The organism is Campylobacter sp. RM10537 (assembly GCF_022369435.1).
Lineage (GTDB): Bacteria > Campylobacterota > Campylobacteria > Campylobacterales > Campylobacteraceae > Campylobacter_D > Campylobacter_D molothri.
In genome coordinates this window covers 321,411-341,764 of the sequence record NZ_CP059597.1, presented here as the reverse complement: position 1 = coordinate 341,764, position 20,354 = coordinate 321,411, and the positions used below count along the sequence as shown (strand labels likewise).

General features: G+C 27.1%; 19 protein-coding genes and 1 tRNA gene. 7 read left to right on the top strand and 13 right to left on the bottom strand.

Going from position 1 to position 20,354, the window contains the following annotated elements; all coding sequences use genetic code 11:
- Positions 1 to 55: 55 nt before the first annotated feature.
- The 3 genes from trmB to CMOL_RS01760 are packed head-to-tail and all read right to left on the bottom strand — an operon-like array spanning position 56 to position 3,391.
- On the bottom strand, positions 56 to 1,243 hold the full coding sequence (trmB, locus tag CMOL_RS01770) for a tRNA (guanosine(46)-N7)-methyltransferase TrmB (protein ID WP_239820486.1): 1,188 nt from the start codon (positions 1,241 to 1,243) through the stop codon (positions 56 to 58).
- A complete protein-coding gene (locus CMOL_RS01765) occupies positions 1,243 to 2,478 on the bottom strand; it encodes a fibronectin type III domain-containing protein (RefSeq protein WP_239820485.1) in 1,236 nt (411 codons plus the stop codon). The genes trmB and CMOL_RS01765 overlap by 1 nt, the downstream gene beginning before the upstream one ends.
- Complete coding sequence (locus tag CMOL_RS01760; RefSeq protein WP_200282751.1) at positions 2,423 to 3,391, bottom strand: RluA family pseudouridine synthase; 969 nt, start codon at positions 3,389 to 3,391, stop codon at positions 2,423 to 2,425. Before CMOL_RS01760 ends, CMOL_RS01765 begins: the two co-directional genes overlap by 56 nt.
- A gap of 81 nt (positions 3,392 to 3,472) precedes the next feature.
- Between CMOL_RS01760 and CMOL_RS01755 the strand changes: the two genes are divergently transcribed.
- Positions 3,473 to 4,564, top strand: coding sequence for an FtsW/RodA/SpoVE family cell cycle protein (locus CMOL_RS01755; protein ID WP_239820484.1), 1,092 nt, complete (start codon positions 3,473 to 3,475; stop codon positions 4,562 to 4,564).
- Between the two features lie 44 nt (positions 4,565 to 4,608).
- Positions 4,609 to 4,685: transfer RNA gene (locus CMOL_RS01750), tRNA-Ile, on the top strand.
- A gap of 703 nt (positions 4,686 to 5,388) precedes the next feature.
- On the opposite strand, the gene radA is transcribed toward CMOL_RS01750, so the two are convergent.
- Genes radA through CMOL_RS01735 form a run of 3 tightly spaced genes read right to left on the bottom strand, consistent with a single transcriptional unit; the run spans position 5,389 to position 8,147 of the window.
- The gene (gene radA / locus CMOL_RS01745) at positions 5,389 to 6,729 is read right to left on the bottom strand and encodes a DNA repair protein RadA (protein ID WP_239820483.1); all 1,341 of its coding nucleotides are present in this window, start codon (positions 6,727 to 6,729) and stop codon (positions 5,389 to 5,391) included.
- Positions 6,730 to 7,596, bottom strand: a complete 867-nt coding sequence (ftsY, locus tag CMOL_RS01740; protein ID WP_239820482.1) for a signal recognition particle-docking protein FtsY — start codon at positions 7,594 to 7,596, stop codon at positions 6,730 to 6,732. It abuts the gene before it with no gap.
- A complete protein-coding gene (locus tag CMOL_RS01735) occupies positions 7,596 to 8,147 on the bottom strand; it encodes a TlpA family protein disulfide reductase (protein ID WP_200282763.1) in 552 nt (183 codons plus the stop codon). Before CMOL_RS01735 ends, ftsY begins: the two co-directional genes overlap by 1 nt.
- A gap of 82 nt (positions 8,148 to 8,229) precedes the next feature.
- On the opposite strand from CMOL_RS01735, the gene CMOL_RS01730 reads away from it, so the two are divergent.
- The 4 genes from CMOL_RS01730 to CMOL_RS01715 are packed head-to-tail and all read left to right on the top strand — an operon-like array spanning position 8,230 to position 12,156.
- Positions 8,230 to 8,844 (top strand): 5-formyltetrahydrofolate cyclo-ligase, encoded by a 615-nt coding sequence (locus CMOL_RS01730; protein ID WP_200282766.1) that lies wholly within the window; start codon positions 8,230 to 8,232, stop codon positions 8,842 to 8,844.
- Positions 8,777 to 10,330 (top strand): ribonuclease Y, encoded by a 1,554-nt coding sequence (gene rny, locus CMOL_RS01725; RefSeq protein ID WP_239820481.1) that lies wholly within the window; start codon positions 8,777 to 8,779, stop codon positions 10,328 to 10,330. The genes CMOL_RS01730 and rny overlap by 68 nt, the downstream gene beginning before the upstream one ends.
- 9 nt (positions 10,331 to 10,339) lie before the next feature.
- Positions 10,340 to 10,897, top strand: coding sequence for a DedA family protein (locus CMOL_RS01720; RefSeq protein ID WP_200282772.1), 558 nt, complete (start codon positions 10,340 to 10,342; stop codon positions 10,895 to 10,897).
- Positions 10,897 to 12,156: a ComEC/Rec2 family competence protein gene (locus CMOL_RS01715; RefSeq protein WP_239820480.1), complete on the top strand. Its 1,260-nt coding sequence runs from the start codon at positions 10,897 to 10,899 to the stop codon at positions 12,154 to 12,156. Before CMOL_RS01720 ends, CMOL_RS01715 begins: the two co-directional genes overlap by 1 nt.
- Here CMOL_RS01715 and CMOL_RS01710 read toward each other — a convergent pair.
- From CMOL_RS01710 to CMOL_RS01700, 3 genes are read right to left on the bottom strand one after another with little or no spacing between them, the layout of a single operon-like run.
- Positions 12,100 to 12,906, bottom strand: a complete 807-nt coding sequence (locus CMOL_RS01710; RefSeq protein ID WP_200280289.1) for a YihY/virulence factor BrkB family protein — start codon at positions 12,904 to 12,906, stop codon at positions 12,100 to 12,102. The genes CMOL_RS01715 and CMOL_RS01710 overlap by 57 nt on opposite strands.
- A gap of 12 nt (positions 12,907 to 12,918) precedes the next feature.
- Positions 12,919 to 14,301 (bottom strand): FAD-linked oxidase C-terminal domain-containing protein, encoded by a 1,383-nt coding sequence (locus CMOL_RS01705; protein ID WP_239820479.1) that lies wholly within the window; start codon positions 14,299 to 14,301, stop codon positions 12,919 to 12,921.
- Positions 14,301 to 15,032 carry a plasminogen-binding N-terminal domain-containing protein gene (locus CMOL_RS01700; RefSeq protein ID WP_239820478.1) on the bottom strand — a complete coding sequence of 244 codons (732 nt, stop codon included), beginning with the start codon at positions 15,030 to 15,032 and terminating at the stop codon, positions 14,301 to 14,303. The genes CMOL_RS01705 and CMOL_RS01700 overlap by 1 nt, the downstream gene beginning before the upstream one ends.
- Before the next feature lie 123 nt (positions 15,033 to 15,155).
- Between CMOL_RS01700 and pgp5 the strand changes: the two genes are divergently transcribed.
- Positions 15,156 to 16,316 carry a peptidoglycan metallopeptidase Pgp5 gene (gene pgp5 / locus CMOL_RS01695; protein WP_239820477.1) on the top strand — a complete coding sequence of 387 codons (1,161 nt, stop codon included), beginning with the start codon at positions 15,156 to 15,158 and terminating at the stop codon, positions 16,314 to 16,316.
- On the opposite strand, the gene CMOL_RS01690 is transcribed toward pgp5, so the two are convergent.
- The 4 genes from CMOL_RS01690 to CMOL_RS01675 are packed head-to-tail and all read right to left on the bottom strand — an operon-like array spanning position 16,313 to position 20,324.
- Positions 16,313 to 16,516: a hypothetical protein gene (locus CMOL_RS01690; RefSeq protein ID WP_200280277.1), complete on the bottom strand. Its 204-nt coding sequence runs from the start codon at positions 16,514 to 16,516 to the stop codon at positions 16,313 to 16,315. The two genes, pgp5 and CMOL_RS01690, sit on opposite strands and share 4 nt — an antisense overlap.
- A gap of 2 nt (positions 16,517 to 16,518) precedes the next feature.
- Complete coding sequence (locus tag CMOL_RS01685) at positions 16,519 to 17,199, bottom strand: purine nucleoside phosphorylase YfiH/LACC1 family protein (protein ID WP_239820476.1); 681 nt, start codon at positions 17,197 to 17,199, stop codon at positions 16,519 to 16,521.
- On the bottom strand, positions 17,163 to 17,771 hold the full coding sequence (ribE, locus tag CMOL_RS01680; protein WP_239820475.1) for a riboflavin synthase: 609 nt from the start codon (positions 17,769 to 17,771) through the stop codon (positions 17,163 to 17,165). Before ribE ends, CMOL_RS01685 begins: the two co-directional genes overlap by 37 nt.
- Positions 17,772 to 17,780: 9 nt before the next feature.
- Complete coding sequence (locus CMOL_RS01675) at positions 17,781 to 20,324, bottom strand: translocation/assembly module TamB domain-containing protein (RefSeq protein ID WP_239820474.1); 2,544 nt, start codon at positions 20,322 to 20,324, stop codon at positions 17,781 to 17,783.
- Positions 20,325 to 20,354 lie beyond the last annotated feature (30 nt).

Sequence of the window (20,354 nt, the reverse complement as noted above, 5' to 3'; positions counted from 1 at the left end):
CTTCAATTTTCAAATTTTTTAATTATGCTTTGTTTTTGCTTAAATTTCAAGAAAATCAAGCAATATCAAAATGAAATTTAAGCACCTTTTTTAATTTTTCCATTGCCTTTAAATTCTCTTTAATCTTAAAAGGCTTTTTGAATAAAAATTCTATTTTATTATTTACACAAATATAACAATGTTCAGGTTTATTAAAAGCACCAAAAGCTATTTTAAAAATCAAGCCTCGCTTTGCTTGATACAAATTTTCAAAATGTAAAAAATAATCATCTCCTTTTAGGGTAAAATTTTTAAAATTTTTCTCCAAAAAAATTAAATCGTTTGTATCAAATGTAATATCAGAAAAATTAAAATCATCTAAATTTGATTCACTACAAACTCTATCTAAATTCCATACCCAAAGATCAAAAATATCTTTATTTTGTCTTTTCCATCTATCCTCATATTTACTAGAAATTTCAAGTTTTTCATTTTTTTTAAGGCTAAATTTTGGAGTGTTGAAATTTAAAAATTGTTTGAGCGTAAAATCAAAATATTCATAACTATCCGTTCTAAGTTCAAATCTCCCATTTTTTCCTAAAACTCTAGCGCATTCTAAACAAAAATTTTTTGCAATAACTCGTCTATGTGGTTTTTTATCCCAAGGGACTGGAAAATGTAAAAAAATTTTTTCCACAGAATTTGACTTAAGTGCGCTAAGCAAAAGCCTAGCATCACTTTGTATTAATATAATATTACTTAAATTTTGACTCTTAGCTAATTTAGCCACTTGAGTAATAGCTGGATTATAAATTTCAACCCCTATTATTAAAACATCTGGATTATTTTGAGCTTGATAAAGTAAATGTCTACCTGATCCAAAACCTATCTCAATATAAATTCTTCCTTTAATCTTTGATAATAGCTGATCAAAGTCAAACGCAATTAAAGAAGTTTTTTCAATTAATGCATTATGTTTAAATGCAAAAGCCTCACTAACAATATCTTCACTATTGCAAAAATAGTCCTTAAAAACTTGTAAAGATTTTTGCAAATAAGCTATTTTAGAAGGTTTAGTATGCTTATCACCCTTAATAATAAAATAATTTTCTTCTTTTTTAATTTGCAAAAAGAAACTTTCTTCATTTACTTTAGTATATATTAAAATAACATTATTATTTTCAGCCATCCACTCTAATTCTACCTCATCTTTTTTAAAAGGTAGAATCAATTCTTTAATTTTTTTAACTTTAAAATTTGGCACTACTGCGCCGCCTTAACTCTTTTTGAAGGTTCTGAACGCAATCCAGCAGAATCAATTGCAATAACTTCATAGCTATATTCTACCCCTGGCAAGGCCTTGATATCTTTTAATTTTTTCTCTTTAATACCTTTAAAAATAGCATTTTGCTCTCCACCATAACGCCTAACTTCATATTCTACAGCCCTAGAATCCCCATCAACCCATTCAAGATTAATTCCTTCTGGTGTACTTTGAGCTAAAATAATACTTGGCGAAGAAGGAATGCCTAAAGTTTTTCCTTCAACTCCATTTTTTGGCATAGGACCTTCTAATCCATCTACATCAACCATGGTTACTTTATAATATTTAGTTTTATCTGAACCCTCAACCAAATCTTCATAAGAATTTTTATCTGTTTTAGCAATAAGAGTATAAGGAAGAAAACTTGAACTTGTAGAATAAACTTTATAATAAGAAAAATCTTTATAATTAGGCGCATCCCATGTTAAAATTATTTTATTAGAAGCATCTGAACTAGCATTTAAATTCTGCACCTCTGGTGGCAAAGCTTTACTTGTGGAATTCAATACTTGACTTGGTTCGCTTTTAATTCCATCAAAACTTACAGCAATAATTTGATAATTAAAATTTTCATTTGGTTTTAGATCTTTATCTATGTACTCTGCACTTAAACGATTTTGAACCTCGGCTATTTTTTTAAAATTGTCTTCATTGCTTTTTGATCTTTCAATAATATAAGAATTTACCCTCAAATCAGGATGAGGACGCCAAATTAATTTAATACGATTTGGTAAATTAGTTATAGCTTGAACATAAGGAATAGCCTCAAGTCTTGGCATAGTGCTTACTTCAAAAATTTTTCCATCTTCTGAAGGATGTCCTTGATTATCAAAACTTCTCATTTTATAATAATATTTTGTATTAGGCTTAAGATTGGTATCTACATAATGAGTTTGAAATTTGTCTTTGATAGTTGCTATGAGCTTAAATTGAGCATCTTCATCACTACAACGATATAAATAAAAACCTTGTATATTATCATCATACAAAGGTTCCCATTCAAAAGCTATATTACTCATATCGCTAAGAGTTTTAATATTGTCCATCTTAGGTAAACTTTCATTAATCAATACTTCTTTACTAGATTCAGTATTTGAAACCTGTGAAACACTACAAGCGTTAAATAAAAGAATTAAAATGCTTAAGCAAAGACTCAAGTGAAATTTTTTCATCAATCTCTCCTAAAATAAATTTATTCTTTAAAATTTCTTTAAAATCTCCCATTAAGGGAGCTTTAATAAAAATAGTTTTCTTTTTTTTAGGATGAGTAAAATATAAAAAATAAGCATGAAGCATCACCCTACCTTCATATTTTCCTCTATAACCATACAGTTTATCACCTAAAATATGACGATTTATGCTTGCTAAATGTGCTCTTATTTGATGTGTTCTACCTGTAAAAAGTTTAGCTGCTATTAAATTAATATCCCCATTGCTCATCAAATTAATAAAAGCACTTTTAGCATATTTACTCCCTTTGGTCTTATCACTTACTGCTATTTTTTTGATAGCATTTGTTTGAGATCTAGCCAAAGATTTTTCGATTATAATTTTATCTTCTTTTAGTGACAAATCAATTAATGCTAAATAAATTCTTCCCATTGTTTTATCGCTTAATTGTTCACTAAGTTTTTGATGTGTAAAATTGTTTTTAGCTATAAGTATAGCGCCACTTGTATCTTTATCTAGCCTATGAACAAGTCCTGCTCGAATTTCTCCACCCAAATTAGATAAAGTATAATTTTTTGCAAGCAACCAGTCTACTAAAGTCAAACTTTTAACGCTATTTGCTCCATGCACTACTAAATTTGGAGGTTTATTTAAGATAAGTAAATCATCATCTTCATACAAAATTTCTATATCAAAATTAATATCAAAAGACGATTTTTCTTTACATTCTAAAGGAGGAAATTCTACAGAAATTTCATCACCAATTTTTAATTTAAATGAATTTTTATTTTGAATTTTATCATTAACTTTAACGCATTTTTTTTCTATAAGCGATGCTACTTGATTACGACTTTGTTTTAATATTTTTGCTAAAAAAATATCCAATCTTAAATTTTCATCTACTAAAAAAGTTTGCATTTTTCCTAAAATTATCTCATTAAATTTAAAATCTTATCTTATAATTCTCATTTTTAATATTATAATTTAAAAAGGCAAATTTTGTTTATACTGGATAGAAGAATATTAACACATTTTGATTATATGCAGCCTATATTATTCACACCTATTATACTTCTTTCCTTTTTTTTAATTTTTGAGGCCCATGCTTTACTAGCAGAAAAACAATTCGTTTATACTTGTGTTGGCACACTTGCTTTTTTTATTTTTTTCTTTATTCCTATTCGAAAGCTAATTTGGCTTATTCCTATAGCCTATTTTATAAATATTTTTTTACTTTTAAGTGTTGATATTTTTGGAGTTGAAAAATTAGGGGCAAAAAGATGGCTAGAGATTCCTTTTACGCAATTTACAATACAACCTTCAGAAATTTTTAAACCAAGTTTTATTCTAATGCTTGCTTATTTAATTTATCAAAATCCACCACCACATAATGGCTACAGACTCAAAGAATTTTTAAAAATTAGTTTTTTTATTATTTTACCTTTTTTATTGATAGCAAAAGAACCAGATTTAGGAAGTGCGACTGTACTATTAATTGTCGGCTTTGGAGTGCTTTTTATTATAGGAGTTCATTACAAAATTTGGTTAAGTATTATTATAGCTATAGGTATTAGCTCACCTATAATCTATACACATTTTTTAAAACCTTACCAAAAACAAAGAATTCATGATTTTATAGCAGAAAAACCAAGCTATCAAGTTGCCCAATCAATGATAGCCATAGGTAATGGGGGGCTTACTGGTAAATCAGAAGATGAAGCTACTCAAACACATTTTAATTTTTTACCTATATCTACAAGTGATTTTATTTTTGCCTATTTAGTGGAGAGATTTGGATTTTTAGGTGGATTGGTTTTAATCTTATTATATGTTTTACTTATTTTTCATCTTTTAAGTCTTAACAATAAGCTTAAAAATGATTATTTTACCCGAGTAGTGGTTAATTGCGTCGCCTTGTTTATTTTTATTTATGTTGCAGTAAATATTTCCATGACTATAGGTTTTGCTCCAGTTGTTGGAATTCCCTTACCTTTTTTTAGTTATGGCGGAAGCTCTTTTACTATTTTTATGATTTTTTTTGGAATACTGCAACATCTTATTACATTCAGATATTTTTGGATAGATAAATAAAATATTTTTAAGCAAAAATAAGTTATAATTCTCGCTTTTAAAATGGATTTATAGCTCAGTTGGTTAGAGCAACCGGCTCATAACCGGTTGGTCGCAGGTTCGAGTCCTGCTAAATCCACCACTTCAAATTAAAATTTTAAATTCTTTTTTTAAATATTATGAAAGCTTAAAATAAATAATTCAGATTTTTATTTTTTAAGATTTTTTTAAGATAAAAAAATAAATTAAACCAAATTCTATATCATTTTCCTTTCATCGCTAAGAATTAAAAACTAAAATTTTATTAAAATAATGAGCAAAAAACTATTAATTTTACTATAAATCATGTGCTTTAGAACTATTATTAGATTATCTAATTCTATATTTCATGTGTCTTAAAATCTCCATTCTTTCTTAATTTCATTTAAAACTTTTAAATATACTGTATAATCTGCTTTATCATTAAGTACAAATCTTATATTATAAATATCATATCTCATAATTAGCTCTATATTTTTATTTAGTTCTAAAATATTACTTAATAAATGAGATTATTTTACTTTACCTATATTTAAAAATTTGTTAACCTAAATTTAAAAACTAAACAAAAAGATGCTTTTATAAAAATGTCCCAAAGCTCTTTTACTAAAAAATCATTTTACCTCTTCATTTATATTGACTTTTCTTTAATACTATTATGATTTTTATCTACAAAAACTTCTAGTAGCTATATTTTTAAGCTTTTGCAAAAATCTATTCTTTTATATCAATGGATCAAAATTTTATTGATTTAAGTACTTTTATTTTATATTTCTTAATTTTGATTTTTATATCAATGAAATATCTCACATCCATTCTAAAACTTGACTAAGTTCTTTAGCCACAAAACATTTTAAACCCACATCTTCAATAGGTTTTGAAGGAATAATAGCATTTTTAAATTTTTGCATTTTGGCTTCTTTTAAACGAATATCAAGACTAAAAACCTCTCTAATTTCACCATTTAAACTAAGCTCTCCAATAAAAACACTATCTTTACTTAAAGGACGGTTTTTAAAACTTGAAATTATAGCCGCTACTACAGCCAAATCAGCTGCAGTTTCATTCACTTTAACTCCACCGCTAATATTCACAAATACATCATAATGCCCTAATGGAATTTCAAGTTTTCTTTCAAGTAATGCTAAAAGCATATCAAGACGGTTTTTTTCATAACCTGTAGCACTACGTTTTGGATAAGCGCTTTCGCAAACCAAAGCTTGCACCTCTAAAACCAAAGCACGAGAACCCTCCATCACTACACCTAAGGCACTTCCTGAAATAGCCTTTCCTCGAGTAAAAAAACGATTAGCTAAATTTTTAGCACTTATTAAACCTTTAGGAGTCATTTCAAAAATTCCTACTTCGCTTGTCCCACCAAAACGATTTTTAAAACCTCTTAAAAGTCTAATTTCTTTTGTTGCATCTCCTTCAAAATAAAGAACCACATCTACCATATGCTCTAACACCCTAGGACCTGCTATAGCTCCTTCTTTGGTAATATGTCCTATAATAAAAGTGCTTATATTAAAAGCTTTGCTTACCCTCATAAGCTCGAAAGTAATCTCGCGTACTTGAGTAATACTTCCGGCTGCGGAAGAAATTTTATTAGAATATAAAGTTTGTATGGAATCAATAATTAAAATTTCATAATCTTTTTTATGTAATTCCTCTAAAATATTTTCAAGGCATAATTCAGTTAATAAAAATAAATCAGATGTATTTGCTTCAAGTCTATCTGCTCTTAATTTAATTTGCGCCTTACTTTCTTCTCCGCTAACATAAAGAACTTTTTTACCTCTTTTGGCTAAATTTGAAGCAATTTTTAATAAAAGAGTTGATTTACCTACACCAGGACTTCCACCAATAAGAATTAAAGAACCCTCAACTAATCCTCCACCCAAAACCAAATCGAGCTCGTCATCTCCTGTGCTTGATCTTGAAAAATATTCAAGCTCTACATCTTCAATACACACAGCTTCACTAGATTTTGAACTTGTTTTAGCAATTTCTCTTAAAACTTGAATTTGTTCTGATTTTAATTCTACAAAACTATCCCAAGATCCACATTCTGGACATTTTCCCAACCATTTACTTTGTTGATTTCCGCAAGCTTGACATTCAAAAAGCACTTTATTTTTAGCCATTTACTCAAAAACGCCCTCTAATAAAATATCTAAAAAATTATCTGGATTAAATTCAATCAAATCTTCCATTTTTTCACCCACTCCTATATATAAAATAGGAAGCTCAAGCTCTCTTGCTATACCTAAAAGTGATCCACCCTTAGCTGTACCATCCAATTTAGTAATAATCACTCCATCAAGTTTAATAATTTCATTAAAAGCCTTAGCTTGTAAAATTCCTGCATTACCTTGAGTACCATCAAGAACTAAAATTTTTCTATGTGGAGCTCCCTCTAAAGCTTTATTTGAAATTCTCACAATCTTTTCAAGTTCATTAGCTAAATTTTTTTGATTTTGTAAACGACCAGCGGTATCTATAATAACCTGATCAAAATTTTTAGCCTTTGCTTTACTAATTGTATCAAATGCGACTGCTGAAGGATCGTGTCCTTGACTTGTAAGTACAATATCTACCCCAATTTTTTCAGACCAAAGACGCAATTGTTCAATGGCACCTGCTCTAAAAGTATCACAAGCGCCTAATATTATTTTTTTTTGTCTATTTTTATAAAGATAGGCAAGTTTAGCAATAGTTGTTGTTTTTCCTGCTCCATTAACCCCTAAAATCAATTCTACAAAAGGTTTAGAATCTAAAATTTCAGGCTTATCGTAAAGAAAATAAGAACTCATAACACGTTTTAAATCTTCTTTTTTAACGTCATTACTAGGCGGCAAGTAATAAATAATTTCCTCAACAATTTCATAGCTTACATCAGATTCTAATAAAATTTCCTCAAGTAATTCTTTAGTTATCTTCTTATTATCACCCTTAACACCAATAATCCCTTCAAGAGTTTTTGTAAGTCCTTTCTTTATAAAATCAAACATTAGAATATAGCCTTTTGAATATCAATTTCTAGCATCTCTTGAGGAATAAGACCTAAATACTCATTAACTAATTTAGAATATTTATCATATAAAAACATAGTAGGAATTCCATTAACACCGCCTAATGATTTTGCTAAAAGATAATTATTTTCTCCATTAGCTATTTCATATATAATCTTATGTTTATCTTTAAAGGCTTTAATATCTTCATCACCTTTATCTTCTAATAAAACACCTATAATATTAACTTCATCTTTATATTTATTTTGAAGATTATTTAAAGAAGGAATTTCTGCAAGACAAGGAGTGCACCAAGTGGTAAAAAAAACAAATAAAGTCGCTTTATCAGTATCAAAAGTAATTTTTTTATTATTTTTTTCAACTAAAATCGAAGTCCCATTGATAAGATGAATATCAAAATTTAAATCTTCTCCTTGTTCTAAACTTGCCTCTATATTTGAACTTGTATTTTCATCTTTATTTCCTTGTTTATCATTGCTACAAGCTATAAAAAAACAAATTATTAAAGTTAATAAAAATATTTTTTTCATAGTCTATTATTTCCTTATTCTCATTTAAAAAATGGTAAAATTATAACACAACTAAGATAATAAGTTTTTAAAAAGGCATGTGATGCAAAAAATCCATTTTAGAGCTTTACAAAAAACTAAATTAAAAAAATATCCAAATTTACATTTTAAACAAGATTTTCAAATATTTAAAGAATGCTTTTATATTATTAAAAAATTAAAAGCAAAGAAAATTCTTATTTTTATTCCTTTAGCCTATGAACCTAATTTGGTTAAATTTCGTCATTTACTCAGTAAAAAATGTATACTTTTTGTTCCATTTATGCAAGATAAAAGTTTAAAAATTGTAAAATTAAGGCTACCTTTTATTAAAAAAAGGTTTGGAATATTAGAGCCTATGAATTCCTTTTTAGAGACTAAAATTGATCTAGCTATTGTCCCAGTTATTGGAATAGATAAGAATTTAAAAAGAATAGGACATGGGCAAGGTTTTTATGATAGATTTTTTGCAAATTTACATTATAAACCTAATATAATTTTTACTCAAAGTATTCATGCTTTGAGTGAGAAAAAAATCACTCAAAATCATGATATTATGGGTGAATTTTATATCAATCCTTATAGAAAATATTACAGGAAAGAAAACAAAAATGATAGAGTTAATAATCGCATTTGTATCCGCTATAATAGGCATCGCAATAGGATACCTAATTGTTAAAAAAATCAACGATGCTAAATATGAAATTTTTGTTGAGCAAGCTAAAGCAAGGGCAAGAGCTATAGAACACGAAGCTGAGCTTACTCTTAAAGATGCTAAAAATTCTATACTTAATGCAGAACTTGAGGCAAAGAAAAAATATGAAGATAAAATTCACAAAATTCAAAGAGATTATAATCATAAATTTGATGAGTTATCTAAAAAAGAACAAAAACTTCAAATTCAAGAAGAAAAAAACAAAGAAAATGAAGAAAAACTCACTCATACTAAAAGACAAATTCAAGATTTGTATTTAGATGCTGAAAAAGTAAAAGCTCAATATGAATCAAAACTTCATAATCTACTTAATATTTTAGAATGCTCTGCTGGATTAACTCAAGATGAAGCACGTGAAATTATTTTAAAAAAAGTTGAAGAAACCTCAAGAAGTCAAATCGCACATATAGTGAGAAAATACGAAGAAGAAGCTAAAAATGAGGCTAAGCGAAGAGCTAATTATATCCTAGCTCAAGCAACTTCTCGTTTTGCAGGAGAATTCGCCGCTGAAAGACTTATTAATGTGATTAATATTAAAAGTGATGAGTTAAAAGGGCGTATTATAGGCAAAGAAGGACGCAATGTAAAAACTTTAGAAATGGTTTTAGGAGTTGATATTATTATCGATGATACACCAGGAGCCATTATAGTAAGTTGTTTTAATCTTTATCGTCGTGCAATTGCAACAAAGGTAATAGAATTGCTTGTCCAAGATGGAAGAATTCAACCTGCGCGCATAGAAGAGGTTTATGATAAGGTATGTCAAGAATTTGATAACGCTATTTTAGAAGAAGGTCAAACTATAGTTATGGATTTGGGCCTAAGTAAAGTTCATCCAGAAATTGTTAAATTAATTGGCAAACTCAAATATCGTGCAAGTTATGGGCAAAATGCCTTGGCACATTCTTTAGAAGTAGCTCACCTAGCAGGAATCATTGCAGCTGAATGCGGGGGTGATGAAAATTTAGCTAGAAGAGCTGGAATTTTACATGATATTGGAAAGGCTTTAACACATGATTATGAAGGCTCACATGTTGATTTAGGTGGTGAACTTTGCAAACGTTATCAAGAACACCCTGCTGTAATTAATGCTATTTATGCTCATCATGGACATGAAGAAGCAACAAGTATTGAAGCTGCTGCTGTATGTGCTGCTGATACTTTAAGCGCAGCAAGACCAGGTGCAAGACGAGAAGTTTTAGAAGCTTTCCTAAAAAGAGTAACAGAATTAGAAGATATTGCTAAAAGCAAAGAAGGAATTAAAAATGCTTATGCTATTAATGCAGGTAGAGAAATTCGCGTCATTGCTAATGCGAGATTAATTAATGATGATGAAAGTGTTCTATTAGCCAAAGAAATTGCTAATGAAATTCAAGAAAAAATGCAATATCCTGGAGAAATTAAAGTTAATGTCATACGGGAATTAAGATCTATAGAATATGCTAGATAAGGACTTATAGTGCAAGATATGGTTAATACCTTAATTCAATATGGTTATATAGTCCTATTTTTTTATTCTTTAGGCGGTGGTATGGTTGGAATTTTAGCCGCTGGAATACTTTGTTCTCAAGGAAAAATGGAAATTAGCTTATGTATTTTTTTAGCTTTTTTTGGAAATACCTTAGGATCTACTTTATTATTTATACTTGGAAAATATTATAAAAAAGATATAATGCCCTATTTTAAAAATCATCGACGAAAACTCGCATTAGCAACAATGAAAATTAAACAATATGGTATTATTTTACTTATCGTACAAAAATTTATTTACGGATTAAAAACTTTCATACCTATAGCAGCTGGAATAGCAAAATACAATTTTGTAAAATTTTCACTCATTAACGCTTTTGCGAGTTTAATCTGGTCGATTATCTTAGGTTTAGCAGCTTATATTTTTGGCCATATTATTGAAAAAATCTTTACCCAATTAGGGGAATATCCTTATATTGCTCCTCTTTTTTTACTGATATTAGTTGGAATTATTTGGTTTTATTTGACTAAATTTTCTAAAAAATAATGCTTTGTCGAAATTCTTTTTTTAATAATTTTAAAGAATTTCGCTATATATTTTTATTTGGAATCATCATTTTTATTTTTAATATAATTTTACAATACTACAATTTTTCATTGTTTAAAAAAAATAAACACTATTTTATAGAAAATGCTATTCTCTTGCAAAATTATATAAAATATAATAAAAAGAATAAAAAATATTGGATTTTAAAAATACAAACAAAAGATTTTGTTTTTTATACAACAAGCTTTAAAGATTTAAATTTAAGCAATAACCAACTTTTAAATTTAAAAATCATTACCGAAAATATTAATTTTAAAGATTATCTTAGCCAAATTTTTTATGCACCTAGTTACGATCTTGAAAAATTGGGAATAAAAGAGAATAACGCTGTTATTTCTTATTTTTTAAATCAACATAAAAATGAAAAAATTCGTGAATTTTATGGTGCGTTATTTTTTGCATTGCCTATATCTAAAGATCTAAGAAATGATGTCAATCATTATGGAATTGCTCATTTAATAGCCATTAGTGGATATCATATTGGTCTTATTTTTAGTTTAATATTTTTTATTATAGCTCCAATTTATAGCTTTTTTCAAAAAAAATATTTCCCCTATAGAAATTTGCGCTTTGATTTAAGTATTTTAATTTTTATTTTACTTTTTTTATACACTTGTCTTATTGGCCTTGTTCCTTCTTATATACGTTCTCTAGTTATGGCCATTTTTGGATTTTATCTTATTTGTAAAAATATTAAAGTTCTTAATTTTATTACACTTTTTACAAGCGTTTTTATTTGCATTTGTTGCTTTCCTAAACTTTTATTTAGCATAGGATTCTTATTTTCTATTATGGGAGTTTTTTATATTTTTTTATATTTACACCATTTTTCAAAATCTTTTAATACTTTTTTTAATGTGCTTTTCTTAAATATATGGACTTTCCTTGCTATGACTTTACCTGTTATTTATTTTTTTCCATTAATTAGCTTTCAACAATTTCTATCTATATTTTTAAGTGCTATTTTTGTAATATTTTATCCTTTGACTCTAGTTTTACATTTTATTAACTTTGGTAATATATTTGATGCTGTATTAAAAGAATTTTTTGATTTTAAATTGTATGCAAGCAATGTTCAAATTCCACTTTGGATCTTTATAAGCTATATTATAGCTTCGCTTTTATCGATTCGTTTTAAATTATTAGCTCTTTTTTGTATTTTTTCTAATCTTCTTCCCTTCATTATCATTATGATTTAAAAAGAAATAAATCTTAAGTCCAAAAAGATAAATAATCCAAGAAATATAAATCCAAATAAAGAAAAAAAGTATAGTAGAAAATGATCCATAAACACTTGCATAAGTTTTATTATAAACCACATAATAAACAAATAAATTCTTTCCAATATACCAAATAGCACTCGCACTAAAAGATACAATAAATAAACTTTTCAAAGAACTTTTATGAACAGAACTTGAATAAGATATAAAAAATAAACCCCAAACAATTACAAAAGGTAAAATTTCAAAAAAATTAAATCCTATTTTATAATTATCCAAAGTTTGCTGAATAAAACCAGAAATATAAAAACTAAGTCCAAGCCCTAAAGGAATGAGAGTTAATAAAGTCCAATAAGAACTAATACTTTGCCAAATTCCTTTTGGTTCGCTTTTAGTTATACGATTAATAACAAAATCATAACCGGAAAAGAAGGCTAAAGAAGTAAAAGTCATTGCTATAAGACCTACTATACCCAAATTAACACTATTTTTTAAAAAAGTATCCAAATAAGTAGCTACGATATCCTGCTGAGCAGGGATTAAAAAAGCAAAAATAACACGTTTAGCTTTTTCATAATATATTTTAAAACTTGAAATTTGAGTAAAAACAGAAAAACATATAAATAAAATTGGTATTAAAGAGAGTATGGTATAAAAACTAAGAGCAGCAGCATAATTTAAAATTTCTTTATCACGAATACTAAGTAAAATATTAAAAAATCTTTTCAAAATTTAACTCCTCTAAAGTCCCATTTTAAAAGGATTGAGTATATTATTTGGATCAAAAGCCTTTTTTATATTTCTCATCAAATTCATTTCAGCATTAGAAAATGCCAAATTCATAAATGATGCCTTTGAAATTCCTATACCATGCTCCCCACTTAAAGTCCCACCTAATTTAATCGTAAGTTTAAAAATCTCTTCTACGGCTAAATGTCCTTTTTTAACCTGATCTTGATCATTTTTATCTTTAATCATAACATTAGTATGGACATTACCATCACCTGCATGACCAAAACAAGGGATTTTAAAACCATATTTTTTTGAAATTTCATTAATTCCTTCTAACAAATCAGGAAGTTTTGACCTTGGAACAGTGATATCTTCATTTAATTTTAAATTTCCATACATAGCAATGCTTTGAGAGCAATTTCTCCTAGCAAACCATATATCTTTAGCCTCTTTTTCACTCTTGGCAATCTTAAATTCACTTGCATTTTCTTCTAAAAAATAATGTTTTATAATTTTTAAATCTTCATCAATAGATTCTTGAAGATTTCCATCCACCTCAACAATTAAAATCGCTCCAGCATTTATAGGCAAACCTGTATTAAATTTATGTTCTACCGCTAAAATACTAAGATTATCTAAAAATTCCATTGAAGTAGGAGTAACACCACTTGCTAAAGTTTTAAAAACAGCATTCATAGCACTTTTTACACTTGAAAAAATTCCCATAGCTGTCTTTTTAAACTTAGGCAAAGCGATCAATTTTAATGTTAACTCACTAAAAACCGCCAAAGAACCTTCGCTAGCAATTAAAATTCCAGCTAAGTTATAACCTGCAACATCTTTTACAGTCCGTTTACCTGCAGAAATTATTTCTCCATTAGGCAAAACTGCTCTTAGGGCTAAAACATAATCTTTTGTAATTCCATATTTTGTTGCACGCATTCCACCAGCATTCTCACTTACATTACCTCCCAAACTTGAATGCTCCATACTAGCAGGATCTGGTGGATAAAAAAGTCCATATTTGGCAACTTCTTTTTGTAAGTGCATATTAATAACACCTGGTTGAACAATAGCAACTAAATTATCTAGATCAATTTCTAAAATTTTATTCATATGCTTTTCAAAAGCCAAAATTAAACCGCCATTAACAGCCAAAGAACCTCCACTCATACCTGTTCCAGCACCACGTGGGACAATGATAATACCCTTATCATTACAAAATTTTAGAATATTAGAAATATCTTCTTCATTCTTTGGAAAAAGCACACCATCAGGTAAATAATGATTTTTAGTTGCATCATAACTATAAGCAATTTTATGCATTTGATCAAAATAAGCATTTTCATTACCTAAAAGTTTGATAAAATATTGCTTAAATTCTTCTCTCATTAATCTGCTAAAACCTTAGAAAAATCAATTAAAGCATTATAATACTGGTAATAATCATTTATTTTTTGTGCATTAAAATCAAAAAAATTAGTTCTATAACCATCTACACGAGAATAAAAAGGAATTTGTACACTAGATGCTTTTTTAATAGGAATTGCATAAAGTTCATTGAAATTTTGACAATCAATAATTTTAGCTTTATCTTCTAAAGCAAAAATTAAAATACCTACTGCATTATCTGCACAAAATTTTCTAAAATCACTACGTTTTGGAGCAACGGTAGAGCTTCTAATTAATTGTGCTCCAAAAATATCTATATGAGTAAAATAAATTTGAGGAAAATCTGATGCTAAATCATTATAAGTTTTTTCATCTGGAGCGATAATCATCCCTCTATCATAAAGAAAATTTAAAATTACCTCATCGCCAATTTGAGGTAAAACATTTGGTAAAGGTAAAGCTTTTTGCTTTAAATCTGAAAAAACACTAAATTCTAATTTTGCAAGGCCATTTTCTTTAGCAATCACATTTACTCTAGCGATAATACTTTTAGAATTTTTAAATTGCTGCAGTACAACTCCACTAGAACTGATTTGAATTTCTGAACTATCTTTGATATAACCATAAATATCATCTACTTTTAAAAGCTCAGTTTTAATAGGCTTTAAATTGAAATTTGCAGCAAATAAAGTAAGATTTAATGTTAAAAAAAATGCTATAAATCTAAGCAAACTTTGCTCCTTTAAAAAATAATTTTATGTAATTATATTCCTTTTTTGTTAAGCAATTGTAAGAAAAATAAAGTAAAATATAGATTTTAAATTTTTAAAATTCTACGAAAATCAAGGTTTTTTATGAGAAAAATTCTACTTTTATTTGTATTTGTTATCCAAAGTTTTGCTGCATTAAGTGTTGAAGAATTAACTTGGGATAATGGAGATACTTTACTAAAATTTTTACAACGAAATTCCATTCCAATATCACTTTATTATGGACTTGATAAAGAAGATCAAGAGCTTGCTTCTGATATACTTTACAAAACAAGATATCAAATTTTAAAAGATGATAATAACAATATAGAACAAGTTTTAATCCCAATAAGCGATGATTTACAAATTCATATTTACAAAAATGAAAATAATCAATATGTATTAACTTTTACCCCAATTATCTATCAAATTGATAATAGAATATTATATTTAACAATTAAAAATTCAGCCTATCAAGATGTTTACGAAGAAAGCGGAAGTAGTACTTTAGCTCGCGCTATGGTTCGAGCTTTTAAAGGAATTAATTTCAGAAATATCCAAAAAGGAGATGAAATAACGCTTTATTATGAGCAAAAAAGACGTATGGGAAAGCTATGGGGCGATATTACAATTAAAATGGCTACAGTAGAAATTAACAAAAATATTCAAGAAGTTTTCTTTTATAATGATACTTTTTACGATCGTAAAGGCAGAGAATTGGATAATTTCTTGCTTACAAAACCTGTTAATTATATAAGAATTTCCTCTCCTTTTAGTACTGCAAGATATCATCCTATACTTAAACGCTACCGTGCTCATCTTGGTATAGATTATGCTGCACCTACTGGAACACCTGTTAAAAGTGCTGGAAAAGGAACAATCATTTTTGTTGGAACAAAAGGGGGATATGGAAATGTTGTACAAGTAAAACATGAAGGAGGATACACGACTTTATATGCACATTTAAGTCGTTTTGCCAAAATAAAAACAGGTCAAAGGGTTAATCAAGGTCAAATTATTGCTTATGTAGGATCAACAGGAATGAGCACAGGCCCTCATTTACATTTTGGAGTATATCTTAACAATAAAGCTATCAATCCAGCATCAGTTGTAAAAATCGCAAAGTCTGAGTTAAAAGGAAAGCAAAAAGAAGAATTTGAAAATACAATAGCCCAATATGAAAGAACGGTTAAAGCGGCCTTAAAAAACCATGAACCAAATCCTCCAAAAGAAGAAGATTTTGAAAATTATATAGAATTAAATTAATTACTAAGTAAAGCTTTATCTTTAGCTTCTATTAAAGAATTTAAAAGAGCGATTAGCTCTTCCTTCTCCTTAGGTTCTATTTCGTTAAAAGCTGTATTAACAAGCTGATTAATTAAAATTTCATTACATAAATCCAAATCACCAAATTCCCTAGCTTTTTGCATTATCTTTAAAACTCTTAAATCTTTTTTTTCATACATTATCAATCCTTTAAATAAATCACACTTACAAAACGTTTTTGTGTTTTATTTCTACGATAAGAAAAAAAATCTTTATTTTCAAAACTACAAATTTCAGAGTCTAAAATATGATTTATATTTAACTCTTTAGCTTGAAATTTTATTAAAGATTTTAAATCCAATCGATTATCTAATAAAAAATCTCTAAAATTTTCTTTTGCAAAATTTAAAATATCTCCATTAATTTCATAATCTTTCCAACAAATACTTGGCATTATAAAAAGATGAAATTTGGTTTTATCTAAATTTGGATTTTCTAAAATAATCTTTTCTATACATTTTTTTAAAATATTGTCAAAGCTTCCTTTTCTACCAGAATGCAAGGCCGCTATAATGCCATCTTCATGGTATAGCAACAAAGGTAAGCAATCAGCACTTAAAACACAAAGTGCTGTATTTTTTTTCTTAGTAATCAAACCATCGCAAGTAAGATTTTTTAAATTTATATCATAATTTTGCACCAAATTAGAATGAATTTGATCCATAAACACACATTCTAAAATACCTTTAAAACCTAAATGAAAAAATAAATTTTCCTTAAAAGAATTAGCTTTAAAAATATTATAATCTTGATCATAAGCACAAAAAACACTTATTTTTTCATTATCTAATAAAGATATGAAATTTTGTCTATCTCTTTCCATGATATTTCCTTAGTATCTTTTAATTGTGCATGTATATATCTAGCAAGCAAATCAGTTTCAATATTGATTTTTCTACCTATTTTATAATTTTTAAAAAGAGTTTCTTTAAAAGTAATAGGGATAATAGTCAATCTGATTTGATTCTCAAAAATTTCATTAATTGTTAAACTAACCCCATCAATACCTATACTACCCTTAGAAGCAACAAATTTCATCGCATCTTTAGGCAAAGAAATAAAAAAATCCACTCCATTTTCATCTTTGTTAATTTTTTCAAGTGTCCCAATAAAGTCAATATGTCCTTGCATTAAATGCCCATCAATTCTATCTCCAAACCTTAAAGCTGGCTCTATATGAACACTTTCTTTTAAATTTTGTACCGCTATGTGTAAACGACTTTCATGAGAAAGTTCAACAACAAAACCATCATGGTAAATTTTTGTTACACTTAAACAAGCCCCATTAACAGCTATACTATCTCCTAAACTGGGCTTATATTGTGCTTTTAATCTTAAAGTATTATTCTGATAAGATACAACTTGTGCGATTTCTCTTATAAGACCATTAAACATTAAATTTCCTTAAAATATCTTATTTAATATCTTATTAATTGCTTTATCAACTTTTTTATTTTTATCTGTATCTTTAGCATCATTATTCTTTACATCAAATATATTTTTTACAGAATCAACAACACTACTTGCATCTAATTTTATTTTAGGATTATCTGTTGTTCCTGCAATATTTCCTTTAAAATCAACCTTATCAATTTTAGCATTAAAAGGAAGATTTAAAACACCACTTTTTAAATTTAATTCTCCTGAATTTATAAGAATACTGGCATTATCAGCTTGCATATTTAAATTTAATTTTATATTTTCCTTGTTAATTGATGCTTTTGCATTTGCTGTATGGAAAATTTCTTGAGTAAAATCTTTAAAAGTTAAAACTTTTAATGCTGTAGTAATAGCATTTGGCTTAAGTTTCCCTTCTTTGATATCTAAATTTACCTCGCCTTGTTCATTTGATATATTATAATTTGCTTTTACGTTGGCCTTACCCTGATAAACATCTATAACACCTATTCCTTGAGCTAAAGTATCTAAATCTACATTATTTAAATCAGCATTAATGATATTATTTTTTAAAATTGCATTTAAAGTTCCATTAAATAAATTTTTACTCATAATATCAAAATTTAAAGTTTTATCATAACCAATATTCCCATTAAAACTTGCAGAACCTTTAAGTTTTCTATCTAACAAAAACCCTAATTTAGAAAAATCATTAACATCTAAAATAAAATTAGACTGTAAATTCATTTTATTAATATCAAAACTACCTTTTAAATGCGTAAGATTAGCTAAAGTAGAATTTAAAATATTTTCAAATTGAGCAACATTATTTTTGAAAACTATATTTGAACTCAAATCATAATTTACATTGTTTGGAAATTTTTTATTTAAAATTTTACTTAAAACAACAGAATTTAAAATACCTTTAGCTTTTAAATTTAGGTTACCATTTAAATCTTTAAAATCGACATTATCCAAATGTGCTTTTGCATTGATATCCCCACTTGCATAATTTGGCATACCTGTAATTATCAAAAGCTTTGAAAGATCAAGCTTATTAATATCTAAATCTAATTTTTTACCATCAGAATTCGCCTTTATGATCCCATTGGCAATATTTGCATCTGCACTTAAATTTTTTATCTGAGATCCTATAATATGAGCTTTTGCATTTAATTCTGCATTACCTTGCAATTTTTGTCCTGCAATAGCACTAAACTGAGATAAATCATCGATAAAAGAATTTAAATCTGTGTTTAATTCTTTATTTTTTAAATTATAAGTTCCAGATAATTTTTTAATATTTAATAAATTTGAAGCCAAAATAGCATTATAGGTGATATTATTATTCTTAGCAAGAGCTTTTGCATTTAGACTAAAAGTTGTATTAGGAAGTTCTATATGTGCAATTTTTTTAAGTTCTTGAGTATTTATTTTTGCATTATTAATTTTTGCTTCAGCATTAAAATTTGCAAAATCAAGTCCCATGCTATTTAAATTAGCATTTAAACTACCATTAATCAGACTACCGTATCCAGCAATAGCTAAAATTTTTCCTAAATCTGCATTATCAATTTGAGCAAGCAATTGATTATTTTTTAAACTAGCTTTAATCTCACCGCCCAACCCTATAATATTAGCATTTAAAGTTTTTAAAACATTATTAGCCAAACTTAAATCACCTATAGTTTGCAAATCTCCATTTAGTTTTGTCTTGGTTAGTTTTTCAAGTTTAGCTAGACTAGGAATTTTTAAATCAAAATCTGTAAAAAGAGTATTATTAGTTAAATCATATAAAGTTTTTTGAGTTTGCAAATTTATATAATCATTGTAAATTTTACTTATAGCATAAATTTTATCTTCTTTTATATTTGCTAAAATTTGAGCTTTTAAATTTGAATTATCAGGCAAATCTATTCCGAATTCTTTTTTAATCATTGCATAGTTTATATAATTATTATCAAGTTTTATTATAATATTTCCATCAGGCTTTAAATCTTTAGCATTAATTTTACTTGCTATATCTAAAGTTCCTTTTGCTAAATTTGCTTGACCAAAAAGCTCTAGCAATTCTGAAATTTGTATACCCTGAGCACTTAAATTTAAGACTATAGGAGAATAATCATAAATACGAGTATTTAATAAAATGTCAGATCCAAATAAATAACCCTTGCCATTAGCAATAAAATCACTTGCCTTACCTTGAATTTTTCCTCCAAAAGTTAAATTTTCCTTTAAATTTAAACCTGAATTTTGAACATAATTTTTATTCAATTTAATGATATAATCAAAATCAAATCCTAATTTAAAAAGATTTAATTTTCCATACAAATCAAAATCAATCATATTGGCTAATTTAAGCTGGAAATCAACACTAGAAAAACGAAGTTTAAAGCGCGTAATATTTGCATCAAATCCAGTGCTTTCTTTGATTTTATTTTGAGCTATATTAGCAATAATATTATTGCCAAAACCTGTAAATAATATCATATAAAAAGCTATCACAAGCACCGCAATCAAAATAAATATCGTATAGAAAATTTTTTTCATTTTTTATCCTTGCAAGTTAATTTATAAAAA